Below are 22,911 nucleotides of genomic sequence, written 5' to 3'. Positions count from 1 at the left end.
GCCCTGATGTTCTTTTCCTTTACACAGGCCTGGCCACTGTGGGCTCAGCAGATTTTTTACGCCGTTGTGCCTGCTGTGCTGGTGGTGGCGGTGGCTCTGACTTCCGTTATCCTGCTTGTCTGGTATGAGCGCCGCTGGCTTGGCTTTCTCCAGCACCGCTATGGTCCCAACCGCGTTGGACCCTTCGGCCTGCTGCAGCTCATCGCCGATTCCATAAAGATGCTGACCAAAGAAGACATCATGAATCGTGGTGTCCACAAGGCTCTGTTTACCATTGCTCCCATTATTGCCATGAGTGCTGCCATCATTGCCTGGGCGGTTATTCCTTTCGGGGAGAACCAGGTGATCAGCAATATGGACATGGGGATTTTCTTCCTCTTCGCCGTTGCTGGCCTGGGAACCTTTGCCACCATTATTGCCGGCTATGCCAGCGACAACAAGTGGAGTACCCTGGGCGCCATGCGCGGTGTGGGGCAGGCGATCAGCTATGAAATTCCCCTGCTCTTCTCCATCGTGCCCATCTTCCTCATGGCGGGTTCCTTCAACCTGCAGGAAATTGTGCTGCAGCAGCAGGGTGGCTGGTACTTCTGGCATCAGCCTCTGGCCTTTATCCTCTTTTACATATGCATGACCGCTGAGGTGAACCGCACGCCCTTTGACCTGCCCGAGTCGGAAAGTGAGCTGGTCTCCGGCTTTAACACCGAGTACTCCGGCTTCAAGTTCGGCGGCTTCTTCATGGCGGAGTACATCGCATCCCTGACCATGTGCGCCCTGCTGACCCTGCTGTTCTTCGGCGGCTGGTACCTGCCCTTCGCCAACATCCCCGCCATTGCGTCACTGCATACGGGCATGAGCGGCTACTTCATCAACCCCATTGTCTTCCTGGCCAAAACCTACTTCTTCTTCGGTGTCACCGTCTGGGTACGGGCTACCCTGCCCCGGGTCACCATCGGCATGCTGCTGAGCCTGGCCTGGAAGGGTCTGATTCCCCTGACCATCCTGAACATCTTTGTGACAGGCATTGTCCTGTACCTTGTGAGGTAATGCGCTATGGCTCATGATGAACACTCCACTGCCACTCCAGCCAGCGAACCAAGCGTGGCTGTGAAGACAATTGAAGCGGTTGCAGCCGGGGCAAAGGCCATCAGCATCGGCATGAAGACCGTTCTCAAATATGCTGGCGGTCCCCGCCCCACCCGGGAATATCCCGAAGTGGTGCGGCCACTGCCCGAGCGCTCCCGCGGCCGACTGTACTTCATTGAAGAAAAGTGCATCGCCTGCAATATGTGCGTCAAGGCGTGCCCTATCGATGTCATTCAACTGGAATTCCACCGCGAGGACCGCGAAGTGGATGGCAAGGTCAAGAAGGTACCCGTCATCGACAAGTATACCGTGGATATCGGCGAGTGCATCTCCTGCGGTCTGTGCGCCGAGCACTGCCCCACCGATGCGGTATTCCAGTCTCAGGAGTACGAGACGGCGTACTACTATAAGGAACTCTTTGTCATGAACAAAGATGAACTGGCCATGACGTTTCCTGAGTACATCGAGAAAAAATCACGGGAACTGAAAGGAAAGTAGGATTATGGCAGAATTTGTATACCATCTCGTGTTCTACATGCTGGTTGTGACGATCCTGGCCAGTGGTCTTGCCATGATTTTCACCCGCAATATCGTCGCCAGCGTTACCTGTCTGGTGGGCACCTTTCTGGGTGTGGCCGGCATCTTCTTCCTGCTCAATGCCGAGTTTATCGGCGTTGTCCAGATCATGGTCTATGCGGGCGGTCTTTCGCTGCTGATCATCTTCGCCATCATGCTGACCGACCCCCGCGACCATGAGGTTGACCGTCCCAAATCCGGCAATGTGATGCTGGCGGCGGCGGTAAGCGGTATTCTCTTTATCATGATGGTCATTGCCATCAGCACGGCCCAGTGGAGCTTCTCCGACGCCGAGCCTCTGACGACACAGCCAGCGGTCTACATCGGCATCCAGTACTTCACCAACTACATAGTACCCTTCTACCTGGCGGCCATTCTCCTCTCCATGGCCCTGACCGGTGCCATTGTTCTGGCGAAGAAGGAAGGGGAGGATGAAAAATGCTGAGTATAACCCTGAACCACTTTCTCTTTCTGGCATCGGCAGTCTTCTGCCTGGGGATTTTCGGCATTATTGCCAGCCGCAATGCCATTAAAGTGCTCCTGAGTATTGAAGTCATGCTGGCAGGCGTTACCATGGCCTTTATCGCCATATCCAAGTACGTCACTCCCGATACCCTTGAGGGTCAGATCATCACCATCTTCATCCTGACGGTGGCTGCGGCGGAAGCGGCAGTGGGTCTGGCTATCCTTCTGGTCGTGTACCGCAACTACAAGACGGTTGACATGTCCAAATTCAACGTGCTGAAGTGGTGAGGTAACTATGATTGAATTTGCCATATCAAACGCGTGGCTTATCGGTATCATGCCCATCCTGGCGGGCTGTGTGGCCCTGCTGGTGGTCAAGCCGTGGCCGAAGCTGGCCCACACTGTGGTGATTGTGCCTTCGGCCATTGGCTGGTATCTGGCGACGCTGATTCTCATCGGGGCCTTCATGGGCTACGATCTGTCATCCTCCCAGTGGAGCTACCGACTGCTCACCACCGGGGACTTTGACCTGAATTTCGGCATCCGGGTGGATAACCTGACGGCCCTGATGCTCTTTATCGTCATGACCGTCAGCACCCTGGTGCAGCTGTTTTCCACCAAGTATGTGGAAGGCGATGGCGGCTACTCCCGTTTCTTCGCCTTCCTGGGCCTGTTCACTTCGTCCATGCTGGGGCTGATCCTGGTGGACAACCTGCTTGGCCTGTTCATCTTCTGGGAGCTGGTGGGTGTCTCTTCCTTCCTGCTGATCGGACACTGGTATCAGAAGCCTTCGGCGGCGGCAGCGGCCAAGAAGGCCTTCATCACCAACCGGGTGGGCGACTTCGGTTTCCTCATCGGTATCATGATTATCTTCGCCACTACCGGAACCCTGGAGTTCTCAGGGCTGCGTGAAGCCATTGTGGCCGGTGATCTCTCCGGCTGGATTCTGACCGCTGCCGGTATCGGTATCTTCTTTGGTGCCATTGGCAAATCTGCCCAGTGGCCCCTGCATGTGTGGTTGCCCGACGCCATGGAAGGCCCCACTCCCGTTTCGGCCCTGATCCACGCCGCCACCATGGTTGCCGCTGGTGTCTACATGGTGGGCAAGATCTACTTCCTCTTTGAAGCTTCTGCCACGACCCTGCAGTTCATTGCCTGGATCGGTGCGGTAACCGCCTTCCTGGCGGCCTGCATTGCGGTGGTACAGTATGACATCAAAAAGGCCCTGGCCTACTCCACTGTATCCCAGCTGGGCTTCATGATGTTCGCCCTGGGCATGGGCCCTATCGGCTACGCGGCCGGTCTGTTCCACCTCATGACCCACGCCTTCTTCAAGGGCATGATGTTCCTGGACAGTGGTTCCGTCATTCACGGCTGTCACCACGAACAGGATATGCGCCGCATGGGCGGCCTGCGCAAGAGCATGCCCTTCACGGCAGGCATCATGCTGCTGGGCTGTCTGGCCATTGCGGGCGTTCCTCCCTTCAGCGGCTTCTTCAGTAAGGATGAAGTGCTGGCGGCTGCAGCGGCCATGAACCCGGTGATCTTTATCCTGGGTGCTGTGACGGCTGGTCTGACCGCCTTCTACATGTTCCGCATGTACTTTATGACTTTCCACGGCGAGTACCGCGGCCATGCTCACCCCCACGAGTCTCCCTGGCAGATGACCGTGCCCCTGGGTATTCTTGGCTTCTTCACCGTCACTGCTGGCTGGCTGGCCCTACCCCACTTCTGGGGAGGACCCAATTATATTGCCGAATTCCTCGTCTACACGCCGGTGACCGATGCCAGCACCTACCTGAAGCTCAACGTGGGCGTCATGGTACTGGCCACCCTCATCAGCCTTGGCAGCATCACCCTGGCCTACCTCATGTACTCCAAGGGAACCATTTGCCCCGAGAAGATGAAGCAGCGCTTCAGCTACCTGCACAAACTGCTGACCTACAAGTTCTTCTACGATGAAGTATATAACGCCATGTGCAAGCACGTGGTGGTAGGCGCGGCGAACGTGAGCTGGTGGTTTGACCGCGTGGTTATCGATGGAATCGTCAACAGCATCGGTTCTGGCACCTACAGCGGTGGCAACACCCTGCGTCGCCTGCAGTGGGGCAGTGCCCAGTCCTACCTGTCTGTCCTGGTCATCGCTGTCGCCATTATCGCAGCGCTGCTGTTTATTTAGGGGAGGAGTAATATATGTTTGTGAATCCAACCGAACTCAATACCCTGTCAATCACGGCATTGATGCTCATTCCTCTGATTGGTGTGCTCATCATTGCCCTGCAGGGCAAGTCGGAGAACACGAAGGCTCCCCACTTTATTGCGGCAGCAACCACCTTTACGGTATTCGTGCTCTCCCTCGTTATGGCTTTTGCCTACTGGCCCCATGCCGGTGGTGAAAACCAGTACCTGTTCCGCGATACCTGGAACTGGATCCCTTTCCTGAACACCAGCTATGACGTGGCGGTGGATGGGCTGTCCATGCCCATGGTGGTTCTGACCACGTTCCTGCTGTTCATCTGTGCTCTGGCATCGTGGAATATCGGTGACAAGCGGCCCAAGCTCTACTTCGCCCTCTTCCTGTTCCTGGAGACGGCTCTCATCGGGGTATTCACCTCCGTTGACATGCTGCTGTTCTTCATTTTCTGGGAGCTGGAGCTGATCCCCATGTACTTCCTGATCGGAATCTGGGGTGGCGCGCGCCGTGAGTATGCCTCCACCAAATTCATTCTCTACACCGTACTGGCTTCCGCGGGCATGTTTATCTCCCTGCTGGCCATCTACTTCTTTGTTGGAGCCTACAGCTTCGACTACGTGACTGTTTCCCAGAGTGGAATCCTGCGTGAACTGAGCATGTTTGTACAGGTACTCCTGTTTGCCGGTTTCTTCCTGTGCTTCGCCGTCAAGCTGCCGGTGGTGCCCCTGCACACCTGGTTGCCCGACGCTCACGTGGAAGCGCCCACTCCCGTTTCGGTTCTGCTGGCGGGTGTGCTGCTGAAGATGGGTGCCTACGGCCTGTTCCGCTTTAACTTCGGCCTCTTCCCCGAGGCAACCCAGTACCTGGCCACCACTCTGGCGGTGCTTGGTGTCATCAATATTGTGTATGGCGCCATGCTGGCCCTGGCCCAGACGGATATGAAGAAGGTCATCGCCTACAGTTCCGTTTCCCACATGGGCTTTATCCTCCTCGGTCTGGCCAGTCTCAACCACATGGCCTTTAACGGCGGTATTCTGCAGATGTTTGCCCACGGCACCATCACAGCCATGATGTTCCTCATGGTGGGCGTGGTTTACGACCGCACCCACACCCGAGACATCGCCAAACTGGGCGGCCTGGCGCAGCAGATGCCCATGGCTTCGGCCCTGTTCCTGATCACCTCTTTTGCCGCCGTGGGTGTGCCAGGCTTCAATGGCTTTATCGCTGAAGTTCTCACCTATGTGGGCGCCTTCCAGGCCTTCCCCGTGCTGACCATCATCGCCTGTCTGGGTGTGGTTCTGTCAGCAGCCTATATGCTGTGGCTGCAGGAGCGGGTCTTCTTTGGACCCCGCAAGGCAGTGTGGAATGGGCTCAGGGATATGAACGGTCTGGAGAAATTCAATATGTTCGCCTGTCTGTTTGTCGTCATGCTTACCGGTATCCTGCCATTCCTTATACTGGATATTATCAACCCGGCGACAGTTCAGCTCCTCGGGCTGTTAGGTTAGGAAGGGGGAAAACATGACGCACCAAGCGGATCTCATTATGATATTTCCCGAACTGCTGGTCATAGCAGCCATATTCATCGCCACGGTCGCTGACCTGTTCATCCGCAAGGAGAACAAACATGCGGTCGGCTACATGTGCATACTGGGCCTGATAGCGGCCCTGGCAGTTCTGATCGGCATCAAGGATTACGCAACCACGTTTACCTACTCGGGCATGTTTGAGCACACGGGCTACTCCTGGTGGTTCCGGGTCATGATGCTCTGTGGCGGTATTCTGACTCTCATGATGTCCTTTGTCTATGCGCGCGAGCGGCAGACCAAAGAGGGCGAATTCTACTACCTGATTGCCATTGCCACCCTGGGTGGCATGGTGCTGGCGGGTGCCGGAAACATGGTGACCGTGTTCCTGGGCCTGGAACTGCTGAGCATTACCTCTTACGTGCTGGTAGGCATGCAGCGGGAGAAGGCTTTCGCCGCCGAGGCTTCCTTTAAATACATGCTCTATGGAGCAGTATCCTCAGCGGTCATGCTCTTCGGCTTTGCCATCATCTTCGGCCTGACCGGAACGCTCAATCTGGCGGAAGCTGGCGCGGTGCTTGGACAGGTGCTGCAGGGTGAGTCGAGCCCCGCTGCCACCATGGCCATGATCATGGTTCTGGGTGGTCTGGGCTACAAGCTGGCCGTAGTGCCTTTCCACCAGTGGTGTCCCGATGTGTACCAGGGCGCCTCATATCCCGTAACCGCATTTTTGTCCGTGGTTTCCAAGATTGCGGGCTTTGCCATCATCATCCGTCTCATTGACTATGTGTTCATGGGCAATGGTCTGGATGCCCTGGCAGGACAGTGGGCGGTGGCTTTTGCGGTCATCGCGGCTGCCAGTATGATTCTCGGGAACATGGCGGCGCTGGCGCAGACCAATGTCAAGCGCCTGCTGGCCTATTCCAGTATCTCCCACGCCGGTTATGTGCTGGTTGGCATCGTGGCCTTCATGGCCGTCAATGACACACCAGCCAATATCGCCTTCCTGGATGGCGCCACCTCTGCGGTGTTTTACCTCTTTGGCTATCTGTTCATGAATATTGGCGCTTTCGCTGGTCTGATGCACTTCAGCCGCATGGCGGGCAGTGCCGAGATCAGTGATATTGCCGGCCTGGCCAAACGCAGCCCGGCTGTGGCCTTTGTCACCGCCTCCTGCTTTGTGAGTCTGGCGGGCCTGCCGCCCTTCATCGGCTTCCTGGGGAAATTCTACCTCTTTGGGGCGGCGGTGCAGAGCGGGTATATCTGGCTGGCCCTGCTGGGTCTGCTCATGAGCATTGTCTCCCTGTTCTATTACGCCAAGGTTATCAAGGCACTGTACTTTGACGAGCAGACCGTGGAACTGAAGGAGACATCTCCTTCCGGTGCTGGCGTTACCAGTGCGCTGGGCTTCAGCTTTGCCGGTATCCTGTTGACCATGTTCCTGGCAGAGCCCATTATCAATGTCATCCGTTGGTCAATGGAGCGCCTCTAGGCATCTGTTCCCCTGATATTCCATGCTTCACAGCTCCCGGATACCCATGAGGGTTTCCGGGAGTTTTCTTTTTCCCGACAGTGAAATTCCCTTTGTGGTATTATTCACAAGAGTGAGCTGCGAAGGAGTGCGTCTGTCAGGGGATTTCTTCCTTGTGTGCTGCAATTGATGCAATTCAGAACAGGATCAGGAAACATCCTTTGCAATGTTTCATATGGAGTGTTATAGATGATATGTGACAAATGCTACGGAAATGGGAGGATATATGGGCTGGTTGCGGGGAATATCAATATCAAAACGACTGTACCTTGGATTCGGAGGGCTGTTTGTGTTTCTGATGCTGGCAGTGCTGCTCACCGCCCGCATCCAGACGCTGCAGATGAGCCATGCGGCTGAACAGCGCGAGCTGAATTCCCACTTCCAGGGCATCATGAACCAGATTGAAGCGCAGCGACAACTCTCGATTGTTCTCAGCGAAGCCGTGGCGGCAATGCCCCTGGCCCAGGAGATGTTTGTGCGGGAGGATCGTGAGGGTCTGGCAGAGCTTTTTGTGGAAGTATTTCAGAAACTGAAGCACGAGCACGGCCTCAGTCAGCTCCAGTTCCACTCACCTCCCGCGGTCTCCATGCTGCGACTGCATCTGCTTGACCGGTATGGCGATGATCTCGCGTCATTTCGCGAAACCGTTGTGGTTGCCAACCGTGACCGGAAATCGGTCGGCGGGCTCGAGTTCGGTGTCGCGGGGCTCGGGTTGCGGGGAGTTGCGCCCATCCAAGTTGATGGCAGGCATGTGGGCTCCATAGAATTCGGCTTTTCTTTTGGTCAGAGCTTTTTTCAGTCGGTGAAGGAGCGTTCTGGTGTGGATGTCGCTCTGTATACCGTACGTGACGCAAAGGTGGAAACCTTTGCGTCCACTTTCCGCGATGCCGGTTCATTCTTCAGTGAGGAACAGGCCCGTCGGATTGCACGCAACGACCAGCAGGTGATGCTGCAAGGTGAGCTTGACGGGGTGCCGGTAAGCGTGCTGGGCCGGGCGGTTACCGATTTCTCCGGCAATCCCCTGGGTGTGCTGGAAATCGCGATGGATCGCAGTATCTATGAATCCTATATCGCCGGGTTTCGTGCGGCGCTTATATCTATCAGCGTGATTGCGGTTATTGTTGGCACACTGGTAGCCTATGTCATCTCCCAGTCGGTGCTTACGGCGCTCAATCAAGTGCGCAGCGTGACGGAGAACCTGGCAGTGGGCGATGGAGACCTGACGGTGCGGCTGCCTGAACAGGGCTCCGATGAGCTGGCCTGCCTGAGCAATAATATCAATGTGTTCCTGGCGAAAACAGAAGGGATCATCACCAATGTCAGGGCTTCCACGGAAGGCGTTGCTTCATCCAGCGAGCAGCTCAGCAGTTCATCCAACGAGATGTCTGTGGGCATGAACATGCAGGCCCAGGCGATCACACAGATATCCACAGCGGTCAGCGAAATGGCTGAGACCGTCAATGTGGTTGCCCGCAATATGTCAGAGGTGCTGGGAAGCTCGCAGAATGCGCTGCAGGTTGCCCGGGCTGGTGGCGATACGGTAGGTCAGTCGGTGCAGGAGATGACTACCATTGCCAGCGAAGTGGATCGCACGGCACACTCTGCCCGCGAACTGGAAGAGAAGAGTCGCCGGGTGGAAGAGGTCATTCAGGTGATCAATGATATCGCCGATCAGACCAACCTGCTGGCTCTCAACGCCGCCATTGAGGCGGCCCGTGCCGGCGATGCCGGCAGAGGATTTGCCGTGGTGGCTGACGAGGTGCGCAAGCTGGCCGAGCGCAGCACCCAGTCGACAGGTGAAATCATCGGTATCGTCAAGACAATTCAGACCGGGGTGAACACGGTGACAAACGCCCTGGCCAAGGTGAACGAGAAGGTTCAGAACGGCGCACAGCTTTCGGAACAGACCAGTGGGGCTTTCGCCAGTATTCTGCGGGAGATGGACGCCCTGATGCACCTGATTGAAGATAATGTGGCCGCTATTGAGGAGATGTCCAAGACCACCGACCATATCAATGATGATATTCAGTCCATTTCGTCGGCTTCGGAAGAGACCGCCAAAGCTTCGGAGGAGGTTTCCTTTGCCGCAGGTGACCTGGCGCGGCTGGCAGCTGAGGTGCGGCAGCATATCAGCGCCTTCAGGACAGCCTCTTCTTCCGAGGGTGGCGCAAATGATATCAAAAGGATAGCGCTCTATGACAGCTCACGCAAGTAAACAGGAGATTCTGCTGGAGAGTGGGACGAACGAGCTTGAAATCATAGAGTTTCAGCTGCGGCGGCAGTTGCCTGACGGCAGTGAAAAGATAAGTTACTTTGGCATCAATGTCGCCAAGGTGCGGGAAATTATCAAGGTTCCCGAGACCACTGACTATCCCAATGCCCACCCCAGCGTCGTTGGTATCTTCAACCTGCGTGAGCGACTGATCCCCCTGCTGGATATCGCCCACTGGCTGAAGATTCCCGTCGCGTCTGATCTCAGTGAGAAACGGGTCATCGTGACCGAGTTCAACAAACAGTTCAGCAGCTTTCTGGTGGATGGAGTGACGCGGATATACCGGATTTCCTGGGGAAACGTTGAGTCGCCAAGCCAGTTCCTGGAGAGCCGCGACACCGATTGTGTGGTTGCTGTTATCCGCATGGAGGAACGACTCATCATGATTCTGGATTTTGAAAAGATCTTTGCTGACATCAATCCGGCGCAGAGTATGGAGAGTTATGATATCTCCCTGGATCAGAAGGTGCTGCAGAGTGAGCAGATGGTCCAGCGTCGTGGTGACAAAACCGTACTGGCGGTGGATGACTCCGCCTTTATCCGGAAGCTGATCGAAAAAACCCTGATCACTGCAGGTTACCGGGTTATCAGCGCTAACGATGGCGCCGAAGCCTATGACATGCTGATGGAGTTTGAACAGATCGCCCACTCGGAAGGTGGGAACATTGGGGATCATGTCAGTCTGATTATCAGCGATGTGGAGATGCCGCGCATGGACGGTATGCATCTGGTAAAACGATTGCGTGAAAGAGAAATATATGTAAAACTGCCAGTCATCATGTTCTCGTCAATTATGAGCGAGGAAAACCGTCGCAAGGCTCTGCTGGTAGGGGCCGATGACACGGTGACCAAACCGGAAATCGGTACACTGGTGGAGATGGTCGACAGGTATATTTTTGGCCCGTAAACCGCGGGCGAAAAGGAACACAGACGGTGCCGGTAATACGAACCAAGTATCTTGAAGTGGGAATGGTGGTCTCCGCCGATGTCTTTGATCAGAGCGGGCGGTTGCTGTTTTCGGCTGATACAGAGATTACCGAAAAGCATATCAAGGTTCTGAAGACCTGGGGGGTAACAGAAGTTGCCGTGTACGGCAGTGATCCCGACTCCGCCGATGAGCTCCTGGAGCATATAGACCCCGCCCGAATCGAGGCTGCGCGCAAACGTGTCGCGCAGCTTTTCCGCTATGCATCTTCCAGCGATGACCCCTGCACCGCTGAGCTGAAGCGCCTGGCGCAGCAGCGCATCCTCATGCGCGCTTCAGCGGGGGTGTGATCATGCAGATACAAAGCGCGGACGAACTTATCAGCGCCATGGGGCAGCTGCCATCGCTGCCCGAAATTGTCCACCGCCTGAATCGCTCCCTGCAGGATCCGCGCTCCAACTTCAACGACTTCGCGAATATTATTGCTGAGGACAGCGCCCTTTCAGCCCACTTGCTGAAAGTGGCCAACAGTGCTCTCTACCAGTTTCCTGAGAAGATTGATACCATTTCGCGGGCGGTAACCCTCATCGGCACCAAACAGTTGCGTGAGCTGGTTATCGCCTCCAGCGTTACGCACCTCTTCAACGGGCTTCCCAATGACCTGGTGGATATGGAGCAGTTCTGGCGCCACAGTATTGGCTGTGGCATCGCGGCCAAAGTCATTGCGGGCTACTGTCGCCTCGGCAACACCGAGCGCTACTATCTGCTGGGCCTGCTGCACGATATTGGACGTCTGGTGCTCTACGGAGGCTACTCTGCGCTGGCGATCGAGGCTTTCCGGATAGGTGCAGAGGAGTCTCTGCCCCTCTACCAGGCGGAAGCGCGGGTGCTCGGCTTTGACCATTCCGCTATCAGTGCCGCCTTGCTGAAAAGCTGGAAACTGCCTGTCTCCATGCGTGATCCCGTCGCCCATCATCATGATCCCTCCCAGGCCCGCTACCACATGGAGGACGCCTATATCGTGCATCTTGCGGATGCCATTGCCCACGCCATGGAGCTCGGGCGAACCGGTGAGGCCTGTGTTCCGCCCCTTGACGCCAGCCTGTCGCAGAATCTGAATCTTGGTGTGGCCAAGCTGGAGCCAATTCTGCAGCAGGTTGATCGTGAATACGAGGATGCGGTGAGCATCTTCCTCCTCTCCTCAGCTGGCGGGTGAGCCTATGGCTACGAACATGCAGGCGCTGCAGGAACGGGTTGAGCTGCTGGAAGAGAATCTTCGCTGGTACGCCCACTCCCTGGGCATTCTCGCTTCCATGGGCGATATTCACACCAACACACGCGACCAGGCGAATCTCGATCAGATTCTGCGGCGGAGTCTCGAATACCTCAATCAGGTTTTTCACTTTACCCAGATGGGTTTCCTGCTGGTCAATGAAGATGACTCAAGCTTTGATCTGGTGCTCAGTCATCCGGCTTCACGGAGCGCGGAGATTCAGCGGGCACTGGATATTATAATCGAAAATGGTGAATTTGCCTGGGCCATCAACCAGAATCGTCCCGTGGTCGTTGGGGAGAGTGACACTGCTGACAGCGCGCAGATTCTGCACGTGCTCACCACCCGCAATCGCGTTCGAGGTATGTTTTATGGCTTGCGACAGGGCTCCATGCATCGCACTTCGGTGGCTACCATGGAGCTGCTCTCCATAATTCTGACGAGTACCGCTTACGCCCTGGAGAGCGCTGAGCTGTACCGGCTGCTCTCCCAGGATAACGAAAGGCTTCAGAAACTGGTGGAAAAGCGCACGGCTGAGCTTGAACGTGCCAGGGATCAGGCCGAGGGAGCCAACCGTGCCAAAAGCCAGTTTCTGGCGAACATGAGCCATGAACTACGCACTCCTCTCAGCGGTATTATCGGCATGGTTGATCTCCTGCTGGATACCCGCCTTGACAACGAGCAGCAGGAGTACGCCAGGCTTGCTTCTGACTCGGCCCATGCCCTGCTGGCTCTTATCAACGATATCCTCGACTTTTCCAAAATAGAAGCCGGCAAACTGGAAATCGAAGAGGCCGAATTCTCCCTGGGCTCACTCACTGAAGGCGTGACCGAACTCTTTGCCCTGGCAGCCCAGAAAAAGGGCATTGTCCTGACTTCTTATGTGGATCCACAGCTTCCCGCCTATGTGCGAGGCGATGCTCTGCGCCTGCGTCAGGTGCTGGCCAATCTGCTCTCAAATGCGCTGAAGTTTACGGAAAAGGGCAGTGTGCAGCTGCAGGTGAAGATTCTCGGTGATGGTGGCCAGGCGCCCCTGATTCGTTTCGAGGTCTGTGATACGGGTATTGGGGTTGATGCTGAGGTTGCCGAGCGACTTTTTCAGTCGTTTACGCAGGCCGATTCTTCCACCACACGCAAATATGGTGGCACCGGACTGGGGCTTGCCATCTGCCGCAACCTCGTTGAGTTGATGGGGGGGGAAATTGGTATTGAAAGTCGCCTTGGACAGGGGTCAACCTTCTGGTTTACGCTGCCTCTGCTGCCTGCCCTCAATCATGCTGAGCCGCAGTGGGCGTTGCCGGAGCTGCCTTTCCGCGTCCTGGTGATTGAGAAGGATGCCCAGTATCAGAACGTGCTGGGCGAGTACCTCAGGGCCTGGAAGATGGAATGCACCATCACTGCCACCCGCCAGCAGGCGCTGCAATCCCTTATCACCACGGGAAAGAGTCAACGGCCTTTTCACGTCGTTATTCTGAGCGCGCAGCTTGCCGGTGATGGTGCATGGATCTCGCAGATGCTCGCTTTGCACCGCCAGTGCCGTCTGGTGCTCCTGACGCCCTTTGGTGGCAGCAATGGCCTGCCTATGGGCTTTGACCCGAATATGGACACCTGCATCCTCTCCCATCCGATATCCTCCATAAAGCTGTGGCGTGCGTTGACCAGCAGTGTTCAGTCTGAGCCTGTGAGCGCCGTTTGCCCTGTGGTTCCTGAGGGGAAAGCTGTTACACAAGGTGACAGAGAACCTGGGGTGCGGGATGTTCTGCCGGTGCTCCTGGTGGAGGACAACCGGGTGAATCAGCTGGCAGTCCGAATGCAGCTGGAGAAGATGGGCTTTGAGGTGCACCTGGCGGCCCATGGCCGCGAGGCCCTGGAGAAACTCGAAAAAAACACCTATGCCCTTGTTCTTATGGACTGCCAGATGCCAGTGATGGATGGCTATGAGGCTACGCGGGCTATTCGGGCCAAAGAGTGCGGTACGGACAACCACCTGCCCATCATCGCTCTCACTGCCAATGCCATGGAGCAGGATCGGGAGAAATGCCTTGCTGCCGGCATGGATGGTCATCTTACCAAGCCGGTGCGCCCTGAGCTGCTGCAACCGGTCCTTGAACAGTTCGCCATAGCAGCGCGCCTGACTCCCCAGTATCAGCAGAATATCATGGATATGGATATGGTGATGAAGCGCCTTGGCGGTGATCGCGAAATGTTCGCGATCATTGCCCAGACCTTTATTGAAGAGTATCCTTACGTGCTGCAGGCTATTGCTCAGGCTGTCGCCGACAAGGAGAGCTTTGCGCTGCAGCAGCAGGCGCACCTCATGAAGGGAATGCTGGCAAACTTCTCTGCGCCGGTGGCCATTGAACTGTGTAATACCCTGGAGCGGGCCGCCCAGGGACAGGCAGCGTGGCAGGATATCGAGCTGCTTTATATCCGCCTGGAAAGGGAGCTGACTCAGCTGTCAAAAGTCCTTGAGGCTACCGGAACATGGGATCGCGCTGCCGGAGAGGTCCCTGCGAAGTCGCAAGAGCCGGGCAGACAGTGAAAAAGCCGCACTGTCCCATGGAAAATGATGGCAACATATTGCGACAACATGTTATAAAATAAAAACCTTTGATGCAGGGGAGTGGCGCCGATATGGACGAAAAACTCAAAGAACTTGTGGTCCTTTATGTGGAGGACGAAGTTATTATAAAGAAGATCCTTGAGCGCTCACTGGCCCACAAGGTCAAGCAACTGTATATGGCTGGTGACGGACGTGAGGGACTGGAGTTATTCCGTCGGCATCGTCCGGATATTGTCGTGACGGATATCAATATGCCAGTGATGAACGGCCTGGAAATGATACGGCAGATCCGGGCCATTGACCCTGATGTTCCGATTATTGCCGCCACGGCTTTCAGCGAGGAGGACTACTTCTCTGAAGTGGTGGACATGGATGTGAATGCCTTTCTCATCAAGCCGGTGAATGTCTCTGATCTCCTGGAGAAGATCAGCGAGGTGCTGGCAGCTCCCGGGACTGAGGCGGAATCTGACCAGATGCTCGTCATCGGCCCCGATGACGAAGAGGAGTATGTCTTTCCGCTGATCTATCAGTTTCTGCGCAAGAAAGGTCATCTGGCCAAAAATATAACCAGCAGAAAACTGCTGCACTCCGAGGAACTCCTGGAGGAAGCGTTTCGCATTGTGCGTCAGCTGCAGGATGACGGGGAGATCCTTTTTCTGAACAGCGACCATTTGCCGGTGCTGGACACTCAGACCACCATAGCCCCGTGTAATCGCTCCATTGAAGGCACAGAGGCGTACCTGCGGGCTCAGTGTCAAAGCAAGACATCCGATTCTCCCTTGTGAAACTCCTCCTGCCGGAGGCAGGAGGCCGAATCCGTGATTGCGGAAGCGCCATAATCCACCCCCAAGGAACTGGTATTCATGAGCAAGATGATCATACTCGCCGTCGATGACTCAAAAACCATCCTGGCCCTGATGAAGCAGATGACCAAGAATATGGAGAACTGCCAGCTTGAAGGGTTCGTCAATTCCCGTGATGCCCTTGAATGGTGCCAGGACCAGCACATCGACCTGCTCATCGTCGACTACATGATGCCGGATCTTGATGGCATTACCTTCCTGCGTGAGTTTAAAAGCAACTCCCGTCATCGTCATGTTCCGGTACTCATGATCACCGCCAGCGAGGATCTGGACATTCGACACCGCTCCCTGGAGCATGGCGCCAATGATTTTCTCACGAAACCTTTGGATATGCTTGAGTTTACCACCAGGGTTCGCAATATGCTTTCGCTGCGTCGTTACCAGAAGGCCCTTGAGGAGAATATCAAACTCCTGCGACAAAGCGAGGAAAGGTGGCAGTTTGCCCTGGAGGGCAGTGGGGATGGCGTTTGGGACTGGGACACCCAAACGGACGCCATGTTCCTCTCAAAAAACCTGAAGGCCATGCTGGGCTACGCGGATCACGAACTCTCTAGCAACTACACCAGTTTTATGGATTTGCTGCATCCCGATGACCTGCCGTTGATCCAGTGGGAGGTACAGCTCCACCTCCAGGGCAAGACCCCGACCTTTGTCGTGGAAAAACGCATGCTCTGCAAGGATGGTAGTTACAAGTGGGTGCTGACCCGGGGGAAGATCATCGAATGGGCCACTGACGGCAAACCCTTGCGCGCGGTGGGAACCATGAGTGACATCAGCGAACGCAAGGATATGGAGAACTACCTGAAGGACTCCTCCGATCGCATGCGCAAGATTCTTGATGCGGTGGATGCGCTTATCGTCGTCACCCAGATGGAAGGTGATGAGCAGATTCTCTTTGTCAATCACCACGCCCGAAAACTGTACGGTGACATTGAGGGACAGCCCTGGAGCTGTTTCAATCGGGATACAGCCCCGGCTCAACAGGCGCTGGTTGACCGACATGGGAACCCCAGTGGTGAAGTGGTCGCCTGGGAAGAATACGATGCGTCACTGGGGCGCTGGTTCCTGCGCCATGACCAGGGAATCCGCTGGGTTGATGGCAGTGTCGTGCGCATGCAGGTAGCCACCGATATCACGGAGCGTCACCAGATCATGGAAACGCTCCAGAAGAATGAAAAAAAGTACCGCGAACTTTTTGATAACATGAAAAGCGGCGTGGCCATCTACGATGTAGAAAGTGGCGGTGATGTCTTTGTCTTCAAAGATGTGAACAAGTCGGCAGAGAGCATTCTGTGTGCCCGCAAAGAGGATCTGATCGGTCGTAATCTGACCAAAGCACTGCCCGGTGTGGAGGATTTCGGTTTACTGACAGTGTTGCAGGACGTGTACCGCTCAGGCTCCCCACAGTACTTTCCCCCTGCGCACTATCATGATGACTCGCGGCAGGGGTACTTTGAGAACTTTGTCTATCGCCTGCCTTCCGGAGAAGTGGTCGCCATATTCGACGATGTCACCGAGGAAAAGCTGGCGGAGCAGGAGCTGCGCCTGGCTGCCAAGGTTTTTGAGAGCAGCATGGACGCCATTGTCATTACCGATCGCCATAACGCCATTGTCTCCGTGAACCAGGCCTTTACCACGATCACCGGCTACAGTCGTGAAGAAGTGATTGGCCACAACCCCAACCTTCTGAGCTCCGGCCGTCAGGATGAGGAATTTTACCACCAGATGTGGCAGTCACTGCTGCATCTGGGTCAGTGGAAGGGTGAGATATGGAACCGTCGGAAAAACGGTGAAATCTATCCCCAGTGGGTGAGTATAAGCACCGCCACGGATGCGGACAACGCCATTACCCATTATATTGCCATCTTCTCCGACATCAGCGAGCGTAAAGCCGCTGAAGAACGTATTCAGTACCTGGCCTGGCACGATCCGCTCACCGGTCTGCCCAATCGGGCCCTGCTGCAGGATCGTCTGGAGAGAGCCCTGGTGCTGGCTCGCCGTAATGAACACCAGCTGGCCGTACTCTTTGTGGATCTCGACCGTTTTAAAATCATCAATGATACCCTCGGGCACCATATGGGTGATCTGCTGCTGCAGGAGGTGGCAAAGCGTCTGTGTGCCTGCGTGCGACAGAGTGATACTGTCAGCCGCCAGGGGGGAGACGAGTTTGTGATACTCCTGCTGGATATCACGGGAGCCGATGCCGCTGCGATGGTGGCCAGCAAGATCGTGGAGGCCATCGCACGCCCCTTTACCATTGACGGGCACTGCCTGCACACGAGCCCCAGTGTCGGTATCAGCCTCTATCCCCATCATGGCAGGGACAAGGCATCTCTGTTGAAAAAAGCCGATGGTGCCATGTACAAGGCCAAGGACATGGGGCGCAATAATTTCCAGTTCGCCGATGATGACGAGAGTGAAGGCGAACAGCAGGAGTAGTCCGCTGGATCTCGCCACCAGAGCCCGCCCGCTAGAGTCGGTGTGCGGGTTCCTCGCCATGCCACTGCAGGCCGGGAATACTTCGCCAGATATCACTGCCTGTCACACCCGCTCCGGTGGTGAATCCTCCGGGAATCTCCTTTTCCAGCATATGCTTCACCACCGCCAGGCTGCCGTACACCGTCAGATCATAGCCTGCCAGCGCGGAAGATGGGGTATGGGTCATCCGTCCCTGTACCCCTTTGCCGGTGGCGTTTTCCAGCCGTATCCAAAAGGTGCTGCGTGCGCCTTCGTGGAAATGCACTGCGTATTGATGGCGGGCAGCCCTTTGCAGTAACCACTCGAGAATTTTCGGACGCAGCAGTGGCTGTACCAGGTTCAGGCACTTCATAGCCATGAGCTCCCAGCGGTGGACGGCCAGGTATGCCTCAACGTTTGGGATGCTGTGGTTGTGCGCTGCGCAGATGACGTCGCCCCAGGGAAAGATGACGCCCAGGGTTGGCCCATGGCGGAAGATGGGGCGTTGCAGGAGGCGCGAGGCCCAGGGTACCTGGCAAAGGTGTGAATCCTGGCGCAGGACAGGCCGGTTGCGCAGGCTTTCCAGGGCGGTAGCCACCGAGCCTGGCCCGACCATGATACCGTGCTTCATTCCCAGCAGCGCCCGCAGGATGCTCCCCAGCAGGGAGCCTTTGGGGTGGTCGCTGTACTGGATGGCGACGGTGAGTCTGCTGGCATCGGGAAGTCCGGGCAGCAGCATCCGGGTCATGCAGTCTGTGGGAAGAACAGCCAGCCCTGCTGCGCCCACCAGGGCCACTTGGGAGCTCTGTGCCTGCTGATGAAGTGCCTGAAGTGCTTCCAGCCCCTGAAGTTCTCCGCCAATATCCACATAGTGCGTTTTGCTGCGCACGCAGAGTTGGCCAAGGTGGGGAGCCGTATGGCTGAATGGGCCGGCGCAGTTCAGCACCAGGTCAATATCGGCCAGGGAGTGCGGCGCTTTTTCATCACCAAGGTCAAAGGCGCGCCAGGGAAGTTCCAGGCTGCGGGAGAGTGCCTGTACTGCCTTGGGGTTGCGGCCAGCCAGAATCGGCCGCAACCCGGCTGTGACTGCCTGGGCGGCGATGAGTCTGCCGGTAAAGCCGGTGGCGCCATAGATCATCCAGGTTCTTGCGGCGCCATGATTCTGGCTCAGAGCAGCCCCTTGTCTCTGGCGAGATTGGCAATGGAGCGATCATAGGTTCGCTCTGCAGCCGGGGAGAAAAAGCAGGCGGTCACCTGATTCTTTCCACGGTGGTAGGCGACGCACTCACAGCAGCGACCGTGGCGTGGGCAGCCGGGATACGAGCAGGCACAATCCTTCGTGTTGGGTTTGCAGTCCATTTTTCACCTCCAGAGAAAAACTGTACCAATTTTTTTCGCGAAAGGCAGTAGATCATTTCGCCGCAGGGGAAGTATGGTAAGGTAACTGCGTTGTGGGGAGAATCACCCGCTGCTGGTGCGAAGGCGTGGGTTTGTGGTAGCATAGTGATCTTCATTTGCGTAAAGGGGATGGCCAGTGAGCAGGTTCGCGTCGTTTGCCTTGATTGCCAGTTTACTGTTGTGTTGCGTGCTTCCGGCTTCCGGGCAGCAGCCCGGGGAGCAGGTACTCCTGCTGGAGGAGCTTCCGCAGCTGCCGGATGTGGGCATATCAGTGCCGGAAAATGACTTTCTGGTGGCTCTGAAGTGGTATAGTCGTGGTGACTATGAGGCCGCCTGGCGCACCCTTGAACCCCTGGCCCAGGAAGGCGATGCCCGCAGTCAGTGGCTGCTGGGCACTCTGTATCAGCATGGCCTTGGGCTGGCTCCCAGTGCTCAGGATGCTGCCATATGGTATGAGCGGGCAGCTCAGCAGGGCGTTGCTGAAGCCCAGGAAGCCCTTGCCTTCCTCTATGCCACCGGATCCGGGTTGTCCCGCAATATTCCCCGGGCGTTTGAATGGTATGAGAAGGCGGCTCGCCAGGGAAACCCTCAGGCGCAGTTCGCCCTGGCTTTCCTGCTTGCCGCAACCCTGGAGAGCGACGATGTCAGCGAGGAGGTACACAGCTGGTATCGCCAAGCGGCTGAGCAGGGCCACCTCCTGGCCCAGTACAATCTGGCTACTTTGTATATCAATGAACCGCAGTGGCGTAATGAAACTGAGGCAGCCCGCTGGTATGAATCGGCTGCCCGCCAGGGCTACTGCCGTGCCCAGTATAACCTGGCACTGCTCTACAGTCAGGGGCTGGGGATCGAGCGGAGCGAAGAACGGGCCCTGTACTGGTATGAGCGGGCAGCTCAGCAGGGAGAGCCCGCCGCGATGAATAATCTTGGTGCCATATATGCCAATGGATTCTATGGTGTGGAGAAAGATCTGGTGAAGGCCTATGTCTACTTCCACCGCGCAGCCGCAGCAGCCCATGAGCGGGCAAGGATAAATCGCAATGCCCTGCTGGAACAGCTGGAGAGTGAGGCTCTGCTGGATGCGCAGAGAATTCTGCAGCAGCACGACCATGTCAGCTGCCGTTAATCCGTGCCCTTTATGTGGTGATGGTGCAGGGAAAGCGATGGTCTTTCAGACCCGCAAGGGACGAGCCTACTGGCGCTGCTTCCGCTGTGCGCTTATCTTCATGGACTCCGAACATCTGCCGGATCGCCAGACCGAACGCGGTGTCTATGAGAAGCATCAGAACCATCTGGGGCACGCCGGATATGTGAATTTTCTGCGCCGCATTCTCGATCCAGCCCTGGTGTACCTGCATCCCGGTATGCGCGGACTGGATTATGGCTGCGGTCCGGGTCCGACCCTTTCGCAGCTCCTGGAGTTCCACGGTATCAGCTGTGAGAATTATGACCCGCTCTTTTTCCCCAGCTGTCCTGCTGGCCCCTTCGACTTTATCTTTGCCACGGAGTGCTTTGAGCACTTTCACCGGCCCATGGAACAGTTGCAGCATCTGAGTTTATTGCTCAAGCCGGGAGGCTGGCTGTTTGTCATGACGCAGCTGTGGGATGAGTCCATCAATTTCACCGACTGGTACTACAAGTGTGACCCTACCCACGTCAGTTTCTATCATCGTCAGACCATAATCTACCTGTGTCGCGAGTATGGCCTGAAGTTGATCGAAGAACAGCAGCAGCGGGTGCTGCTGCTGCGCAAAAGGTAGCGAAGCAAAAAAGCCCCCTGAGCAGCTCAGGGGGCTTGGTATATTCAGGTGTAAGGGGTCAGCGCCCGTGATTGCGAAGCGTTGTCATCGGAAACGCGGAAGGCGGAGATGGTCTGTTGCACGTCAGACGCCAGATGTGCCAGATCGGAAGAAGCCCGTGAAACTTCATCGGAAGCCCGCGCCGTTTGCTCCGACGCCACGGAAACACTCTGGATATCGTCGCTGATATGTTCCGAAGTGCGGGACATCTCTTCCATGGCCGCAACATTCTGGCTGATGTACTCCTGCAGCCCTTCGATGCCCTGCAGGATTTTGCTGAAGGCGTCCGAGGTGCGGCTGGAAAGCTCAGAGCCGTGCTGCACTCTGCGGTTGACTCCTTCCATGGCTTTGGTGACACCCTGGACGCCTTCCTGAATGCTGCCGACGATCTGGATAATTTCCCGGGTGGAGTCTGTGCTGCGTTCGGCCAGTTTGCGGACTTCGTCGGCCACGACGGCGAACCCTCTTCCGGCGTCACCGGCTCTGGCTGCCTCAATGGCGGCGTTGAGAGCCAGCAGGTTGGTCTGGTCGGCGATATCATTGATGGCCTGAATGATTTCCTCAACGCGTCGGCTCTTCTCCTCCAGTGACTGGGCCATTTCCGTGGCCTGCTCGACCTCACCGGCAATGCTTTCCATCTCCCGCCGTGACTCAGACACCACCGCTCCGCCCTGTTGAGCGGCTTCGTGGGAATTCTGAGAATACTGCTGCACTTCATTGATGGCCTGGGTAACGCTGCGGGCTGTCTCGTTCATCTCCCGGATAGCTGAGGCAATCTGGGAAACACTCTCAGACTGGTTGACCATGCTGTGGGACATTTGTGTCGAAGCGCTGCTGAGTTCTTCGCTGGCGGAAGCAACCCCTTCAGAAGAGGCCCGTACATTGGCAATCGTATCGTGGAGCTTGGCGACAAATATATTGAACCAGTGGGCAACCTGACCGATTTCATCGCGTCCGCGCACTTCCAGGCGCGCGGTGAGGTCGCCATCTCCCTGGGCGATGTCCTGCAGGGCTTCCGCCGCGCGGACCAGTGGACGACTGATGGAGTGGGCGATGACGTAGATGACGATGGCGATGAACAGGAGCATGATAACCACTACGGCGATGATGGTGTTGAGTATGGCGTAGGAGGTTTCCATGAAATGACTGGAGGGGATGGAGACCGCAAAGCTCCAGCCAGGTGATGATGGCACCGGGGAGTAGATCAGGGTGCGCTCTATGCCATCGGGCTCCTGGTATGTCCCTCTGCCGGGATTCTGTCGCAGCATTCCGGCGGCAGCCTGCTCCAGGTTGCGAAAGCCCTTTTCTCCGGCGCTGTTTACCTTCAGGGCCAGGCGATATTCCGCATTCGGGTGGGCAAAGACCTGGCCGGTACCATCCACCAGCCACCCCTGGTTATGGGGAGCGATGGTGATATTGTCGGCAATGCGCGAAAGAGTCTGGGTATTGATGGAGGCAAAGATCAGCCCGGTCACATCACCTTCATAGTTGGTGACAGCGTGGGCTACGGCCACGATGACGTTGCCGGTGCTGCGGGCCAGAAAAGGGTTGGTCAGCAGGCGATCCTCAATGCGATCTCTGATGATGCGGGTGTAGTAGAAGCGGTCAGAGAGGTCGGTGACCGTTCCATTGTGATAGTAGCCCATGCCGTCTTTGTCCGTATAGAGCAGAACTTCGTATTCACTGCTCAGGGAGCGTCCGTAGTACTGCAGAAAGCTGGCGATTTCATCGGTGTTCCCTTCACGGAAGACTGGCATGCGCGCCAGGCTGCCAATCAGATTATGGTGCCCGTCAAGCCATTTGCCGATCTCCTGGGCTTTTGAGCTCACTACCTCGTGGGTCAGCTCCTGTTCAAGGGGCACAACCCTGCTGGTAACCTGGTAGACAACGACGACGGCCATGAGAATACACAGCGCAGCAATAGCAACACCAAACTGAATCATCATTTTGGCGGTCAGCTTCATTGACCGGAACATAACAACCTCG

General features: G+C 56.4%; 18 protein-coding genes and 1 pseudogene. 16 read left to right on the top strand and 3 right to left on the bottom strand.

Going from position 1 to position 22,911, the window contains the following annotated elements; all coding sequences use genetic code 11:
- Positions 1 to 6: 6 nt before the first annotated feature.
- The 14 genes and pseudogenes from nuoH to ACZ46I_RS00930 all read left to right on the top strand — a co-directional run bounded on the left by nuoH (position 7) and on the right by ACZ46I_RS00930 (position 17,710).
- Entirely contained in the window at positions 7 to 1,044 is a 1,038-nt protein-coding gene (gene nuoH / locus ACZ46I_RS00995; RefSeq protein ID WP_013505246.1) for an NADH-quinone oxidoreductase subunit NuoH, read from the top strand.
- Positions 1,045 to 1,050: 6 nt separating this feature from the next.
- Positions 1,051 to 1,581 (top strand): NADH-quinone oxidoreductase subunit I, encoded by a 531-nt coding sequence (locus ACZ46I_RS00990; protein WP_013505247.1) that lies wholly within the window; start codon positions 1,051 to 1,053, stop codon positions 1,579 to 1,581.
- 4 nt (positions 1,582 to 1,585) lie between these two features.
- Positions 1,586 to 2,104, top strand: a complete 519-nt coding sequence (locus tag ACZ46I_RS00985; protein WP_013505248.1) for an NADH-quinone oxidoreductase subunit J family protein — start codon at positions 1,586 to 1,588, stop codon at positions 2,102 to 2,104.
- Positions 2,101 to 2,412 carry an NADH-quinone oxidoreductase subunit NuoK gene (nuoK, locus tag ACZ46I_RS00980; protein ID WP_041726422.1) on the top strand — a complete coding sequence of 104 codons (312 nt, stop codon included), beginning with the start codon at positions 2,101 to 2,103 and terminating at the stop codon, positions 2,410 to 2,412. Before ACZ46I_RS00985 ends, nuoK begins: the two co-directional genes overlap by 4 nt.
- A 7-nt stretch (positions 2,413 to 2,419) precedes the next feature.
- On the top strand, positions 2,420 to 4,303 hold the full coding sequence (gene nuoL / locus ACZ46I_RS00975; protein WP_464281157.1) for an NADH-quinone oxidoreductase subunit L: 1,884 nt from the start codon (positions 2,420 to 2,422) through the stop codon (positions 4,301 to 4,303).
- Between the two features lie 14 nt (positions 4,304 to 4,317).
- A complete protein-coding gene (locus ACZ46I_RS00970) occupies positions 4,318 to 5,826 on the top strand; it encodes a complex I subunit 4 family protein (RefSeq protein ID WP_013505251.1) in 1,509 nt (502 codons plus the stop codon).
- A gap of 13 nt (positions 5,827 to 5,839) precedes the next feature.
- On the top strand, positions 5,840 to 7,336 hold the full coding sequence (locus ACZ46I_RS00965; RefSeq protein WP_013505252.1) for an NADH-quinone oxidoreductase subunit N: 1,497 nt from the start codon (positions 5,840 to 5,842) through the stop codon (positions 7,334 to 7,336).
- 337 nt (positions 7,337 to 7,673) lie between these two features.
- Positions 7,674 to 9,356, top strand: a pseudogene (locus tag ACZ46I_RS00960) (methyl-accepting chemotaxis protein); the annotation flags it as partial.
- A 214-nt stretch (positions 9,357 to 9,570) separates the two neighbouring features.
- Positions 9,571 to 10,554: a chemotaxis protein CheW gene (locus ACZ46I_RS00955; protein ID WP_464281156.1), complete on the top strand. Its 984-nt coding sequence runs from the start codon at positions 9,571 to 9,573 to the stop codon at positions 10,552 to 10,554.
- 26 nt (positions 10,555 to 10,580) lie between these two features.
- Positions 10,581 to 10,922 (top strand): hypothetical protein, encoded by a 342-nt coding sequence (locus tag ACZ46I_RS00950; RefSeq protein WP_013505256.1) that lies wholly within the window; start codon positions 10,581 to 10,583, stop codon positions 10,920 to 10,922.
- A gap of 2 nt (positions 10,923 to 10,924) precedes the next feature.
- Positions 10,925 to 11,788: an HDOD domain-containing protein gene (locus ACZ46I_RS00945; RefSeq protein ID WP_013505257.1), complete on the top strand. Its 864-nt coding sequence runs from the start codon at positions 10,925 to 10,927 to the stop codon at positions 11,786 to 11,788.
- Positions 11,789 to 11,792: 4 nt separating this feature from the next.
- Complete coding sequence (locus ACZ46I_RS00940; RefSeq protein WP_464281155.1) at positions 11,793 to 14,387, top strand: response regulator; 2,595 nt, start codon at positions 11,793 to 11,795, stop codon at positions 14,385 to 14,387.
- A 92-nt stretch (positions 14,388 to 14,479) separates the two neighbouring features.
- The gene (locus ACZ46I_RS00935; protein WP_013505259.1) at positions 14,480 to 15,193 is read left to right on the top strand and encodes a response regulator transcription factor; all 714 of its coding nucleotides are present in this window, start codon (positions 14,480 to 14,482) and stop codon (positions 15,191 to 15,193) included.
- Positions 15,194 to 15,271: 78 nt separating this feature from the next.
- Positions 15,272 to 17,710 carry a PAS domain S-box protein gene (locus ACZ46I_RS00930; protein WP_464281154.1) on the top strand — a complete coding sequence of 813 codons (2,439 nt, stop codon included), beginning with the start codon at positions 15,272 to 15,274 and terminating at the stop codon, positions 17,708 to 17,710.
- A 31-nt stretch (positions 17,711 to 17,741) separates the two neighbouring features.
- On the opposite strand, the gene ACZ46I_RS00925 is transcribed toward ACZ46I_RS00930, so the two are convergent.
- Both ACZ46I_RS00925 and ACZ46I_RS00920 read right to left on the bottom strand, forming a co-directional pair.
- Positions 17,742 to 18,866 (bottom strand): saccharopine dehydrogenase NADP-binding domain-containing protein, encoded by a 1,125-nt coding sequence (locus tag ACZ46I_RS00925; RefSeq protein ID WP_464281153.1) that lies wholly within the window; start codon positions 18,864 to 18,866, stop codon positions 17,742 to 17,744.
- A gap of 29 nt (positions 18,867 to 18,895) precedes the next feature.
- Positions 18,896 to 19,087 carry a DUF6485 family protein gene (locus ACZ46I_RS00920; protein ID WP_013505262.1) on the bottom strand — a complete coding sequence of 64 codons (192 nt, stop codon included), beginning with the start codon at positions 19,085 to 19,087 and terminating at the stop codon, positions 18,896 to 18,898.
- Between the two features lie 175 nt (positions 19,088 to 19,262).
- On the opposite strand from ACZ46I_RS00920, the gene ACZ46I_RS00915 reads away from it, so the two are divergent.
- Together ACZ46I_RS00915 and ACZ46I_RS00910 are read left to right on the top strand one after the other, a co-directional pair.
- Positions 19,263 to 20,252 (top strand): tetratricopeptide repeat protein, encoded by a 990-nt coding sequence (locus ACZ46I_RS00915; protein WP_464281152.1) that lies wholly within the window; start codon positions 19,263 to 19,265, stop codon positions 20,250 to 20,252.
- 37 nt (positions 20,253 to 20,289) lie between these two features.
- Complete coding sequence (locus tag ACZ46I_RS00910; protein WP_464281151.1) at positions 20,290 to 20,886, top strand: class I SAM-dependent methyltransferase; 597 nt, start codon at positions 20,290 to 20,292, stop codon at positions 20,884 to 20,886.
- A gap of 44 nt (positions 20,887 to 20,930) precedes the next feature.
- Here the strand turns inward: ACZ46I_RS00910 and ACZ46I_RS00905 are convergent, their stop codons facing one another.
- The gene (locus tag ACZ46I_RS00905; RefSeq protein WP_464281150.1) at positions 20,931 to 22,901 is read right to left on the bottom strand and encodes a methyl-accepting chemotaxis protein; all 1,971 of its coding nucleotides are present in this window, start codon (positions 22,899 to 22,901) and stop codon (positions 20,931 to 20,933) included.
- Positions 22,902 to 22,911 lie beyond the last annotated feature (10 nt).

The organism is Desulfurispirillum alkaliphilum (assembly GCF_055378285.1).
The sequence above is the reverse complement of the archived record's forward strand: the minus strand, read 5'-3'. Positions and strand labels throughout refer to the sequence as shown.

Excerpts from the sequence above, each read along its gene's own strand:
- ACZ46I_RS00940 (WP_464281155.1), top strand. The coding sequence starts at position 11,793 with ATGGCTACGAACATGCAGGCGCTGCAGGAACGGGTTGAGCTGCTGGAA.
- ACZ46I_RS00910 (WP_464281151.1), top strand. The coding sequence starts at position 20,290 with ATGGTCTTTCAGACCCGCAAGGGACGAGCCTACTGGCGCTGCTTCCGC.
- ACZ46I_RS00985 (WP_013505248.1), top strand. The coding sequence starts at position 1,586 with ATGGCAGAATTTGTATACCATCTCGTGTTCTACATGCTGGTTGTGACG.
- ACZ46I_RS00930 (WP_464281154.1), top strand. The coding sequence starts at position 15,272 with ATGAGCAAGATGATCATACTCGCCGTCGATGACTCAAAAACCATCCTG.
- ACZ46I_RS00905 (WP_464281150.1), bottom strand. The coding sequence starts at position 22,901 with ATGTTCCGGTCAATGAAGCTGACCGCCAAAATGATGATTCAGTTTGGT.
- ACZ46I_RS00955 (WP_464281156.1), top strand. The coding sequence starts at position 9,571 with ATGACAGCTCACGCAAGTAAACAGGAGATTCTGCTGGAGAGTGGGACG.
- ACZ46I_RS00990 (WP_013505247.1), top strand. The coding sequence starts at position 1,051 with ATGGCTCATGATGAACACTCCACTGCCACTCCAGCCAGCGAACCAAGC.
- ACZ46I_RS00965 (WP_013505252.1), top strand. The coding sequence starts at position 5,840 with ATGACGCACCAAGCGGATCTCATTATGATATTTCCCGAACTGCTGGTC.
- nuoH (WP_013505246.1), top strand. The coding sequence starts at position 7 with ATGTTCTTTTCCTTTACACAGGCCTGGCCACTGTGGGCTCAGCAGATT.
- ACZ46I_RS00970 (WP_013505251.1), top strand. The coding sequence starts at position 4,318 with ATGTTTGTGAATCCAACCGAACTCAATACCCTGTCAATCACGGCATTG.
- ACZ46I_RS00935 (WP_013505259.1), top strand. The coding sequence starts at position 14,480 with ATGGACGAAAAACTCAAAGAACTTGTGGTCCTTTATGTGGAGGACGAA.
- ACZ46I_RS00945 (WP_013505257.1), top strand. The coding sequence starts at position 10,925 with ATGCAGATACAAAGCGCGGACGAACTTATCAGCGCCATGGGGCAGCTG.
- nuoL (WP_464281157.1), top strand. The coding sequence starts at position 2,420 with ATGATTGAATTTGCCATATCAAACGCGTGGCTTATCGGTATCATGCCC.
- ACZ46I_RS00920 (WP_013505262.1), bottom strand. The coding sequence starts at position 19,087 with ATGGACTGCAAACCCAACACGAAGGATTGTGCCTGCTCGTATCCCGGC.
- ACZ46I_RS00925 (WP_464281153.1), bottom strand. The coding sequence starts at position 18,866 with ATGATCTATGGCGCCACCGGCTTTACCGGCAGACTCATCGCCGCCCAG.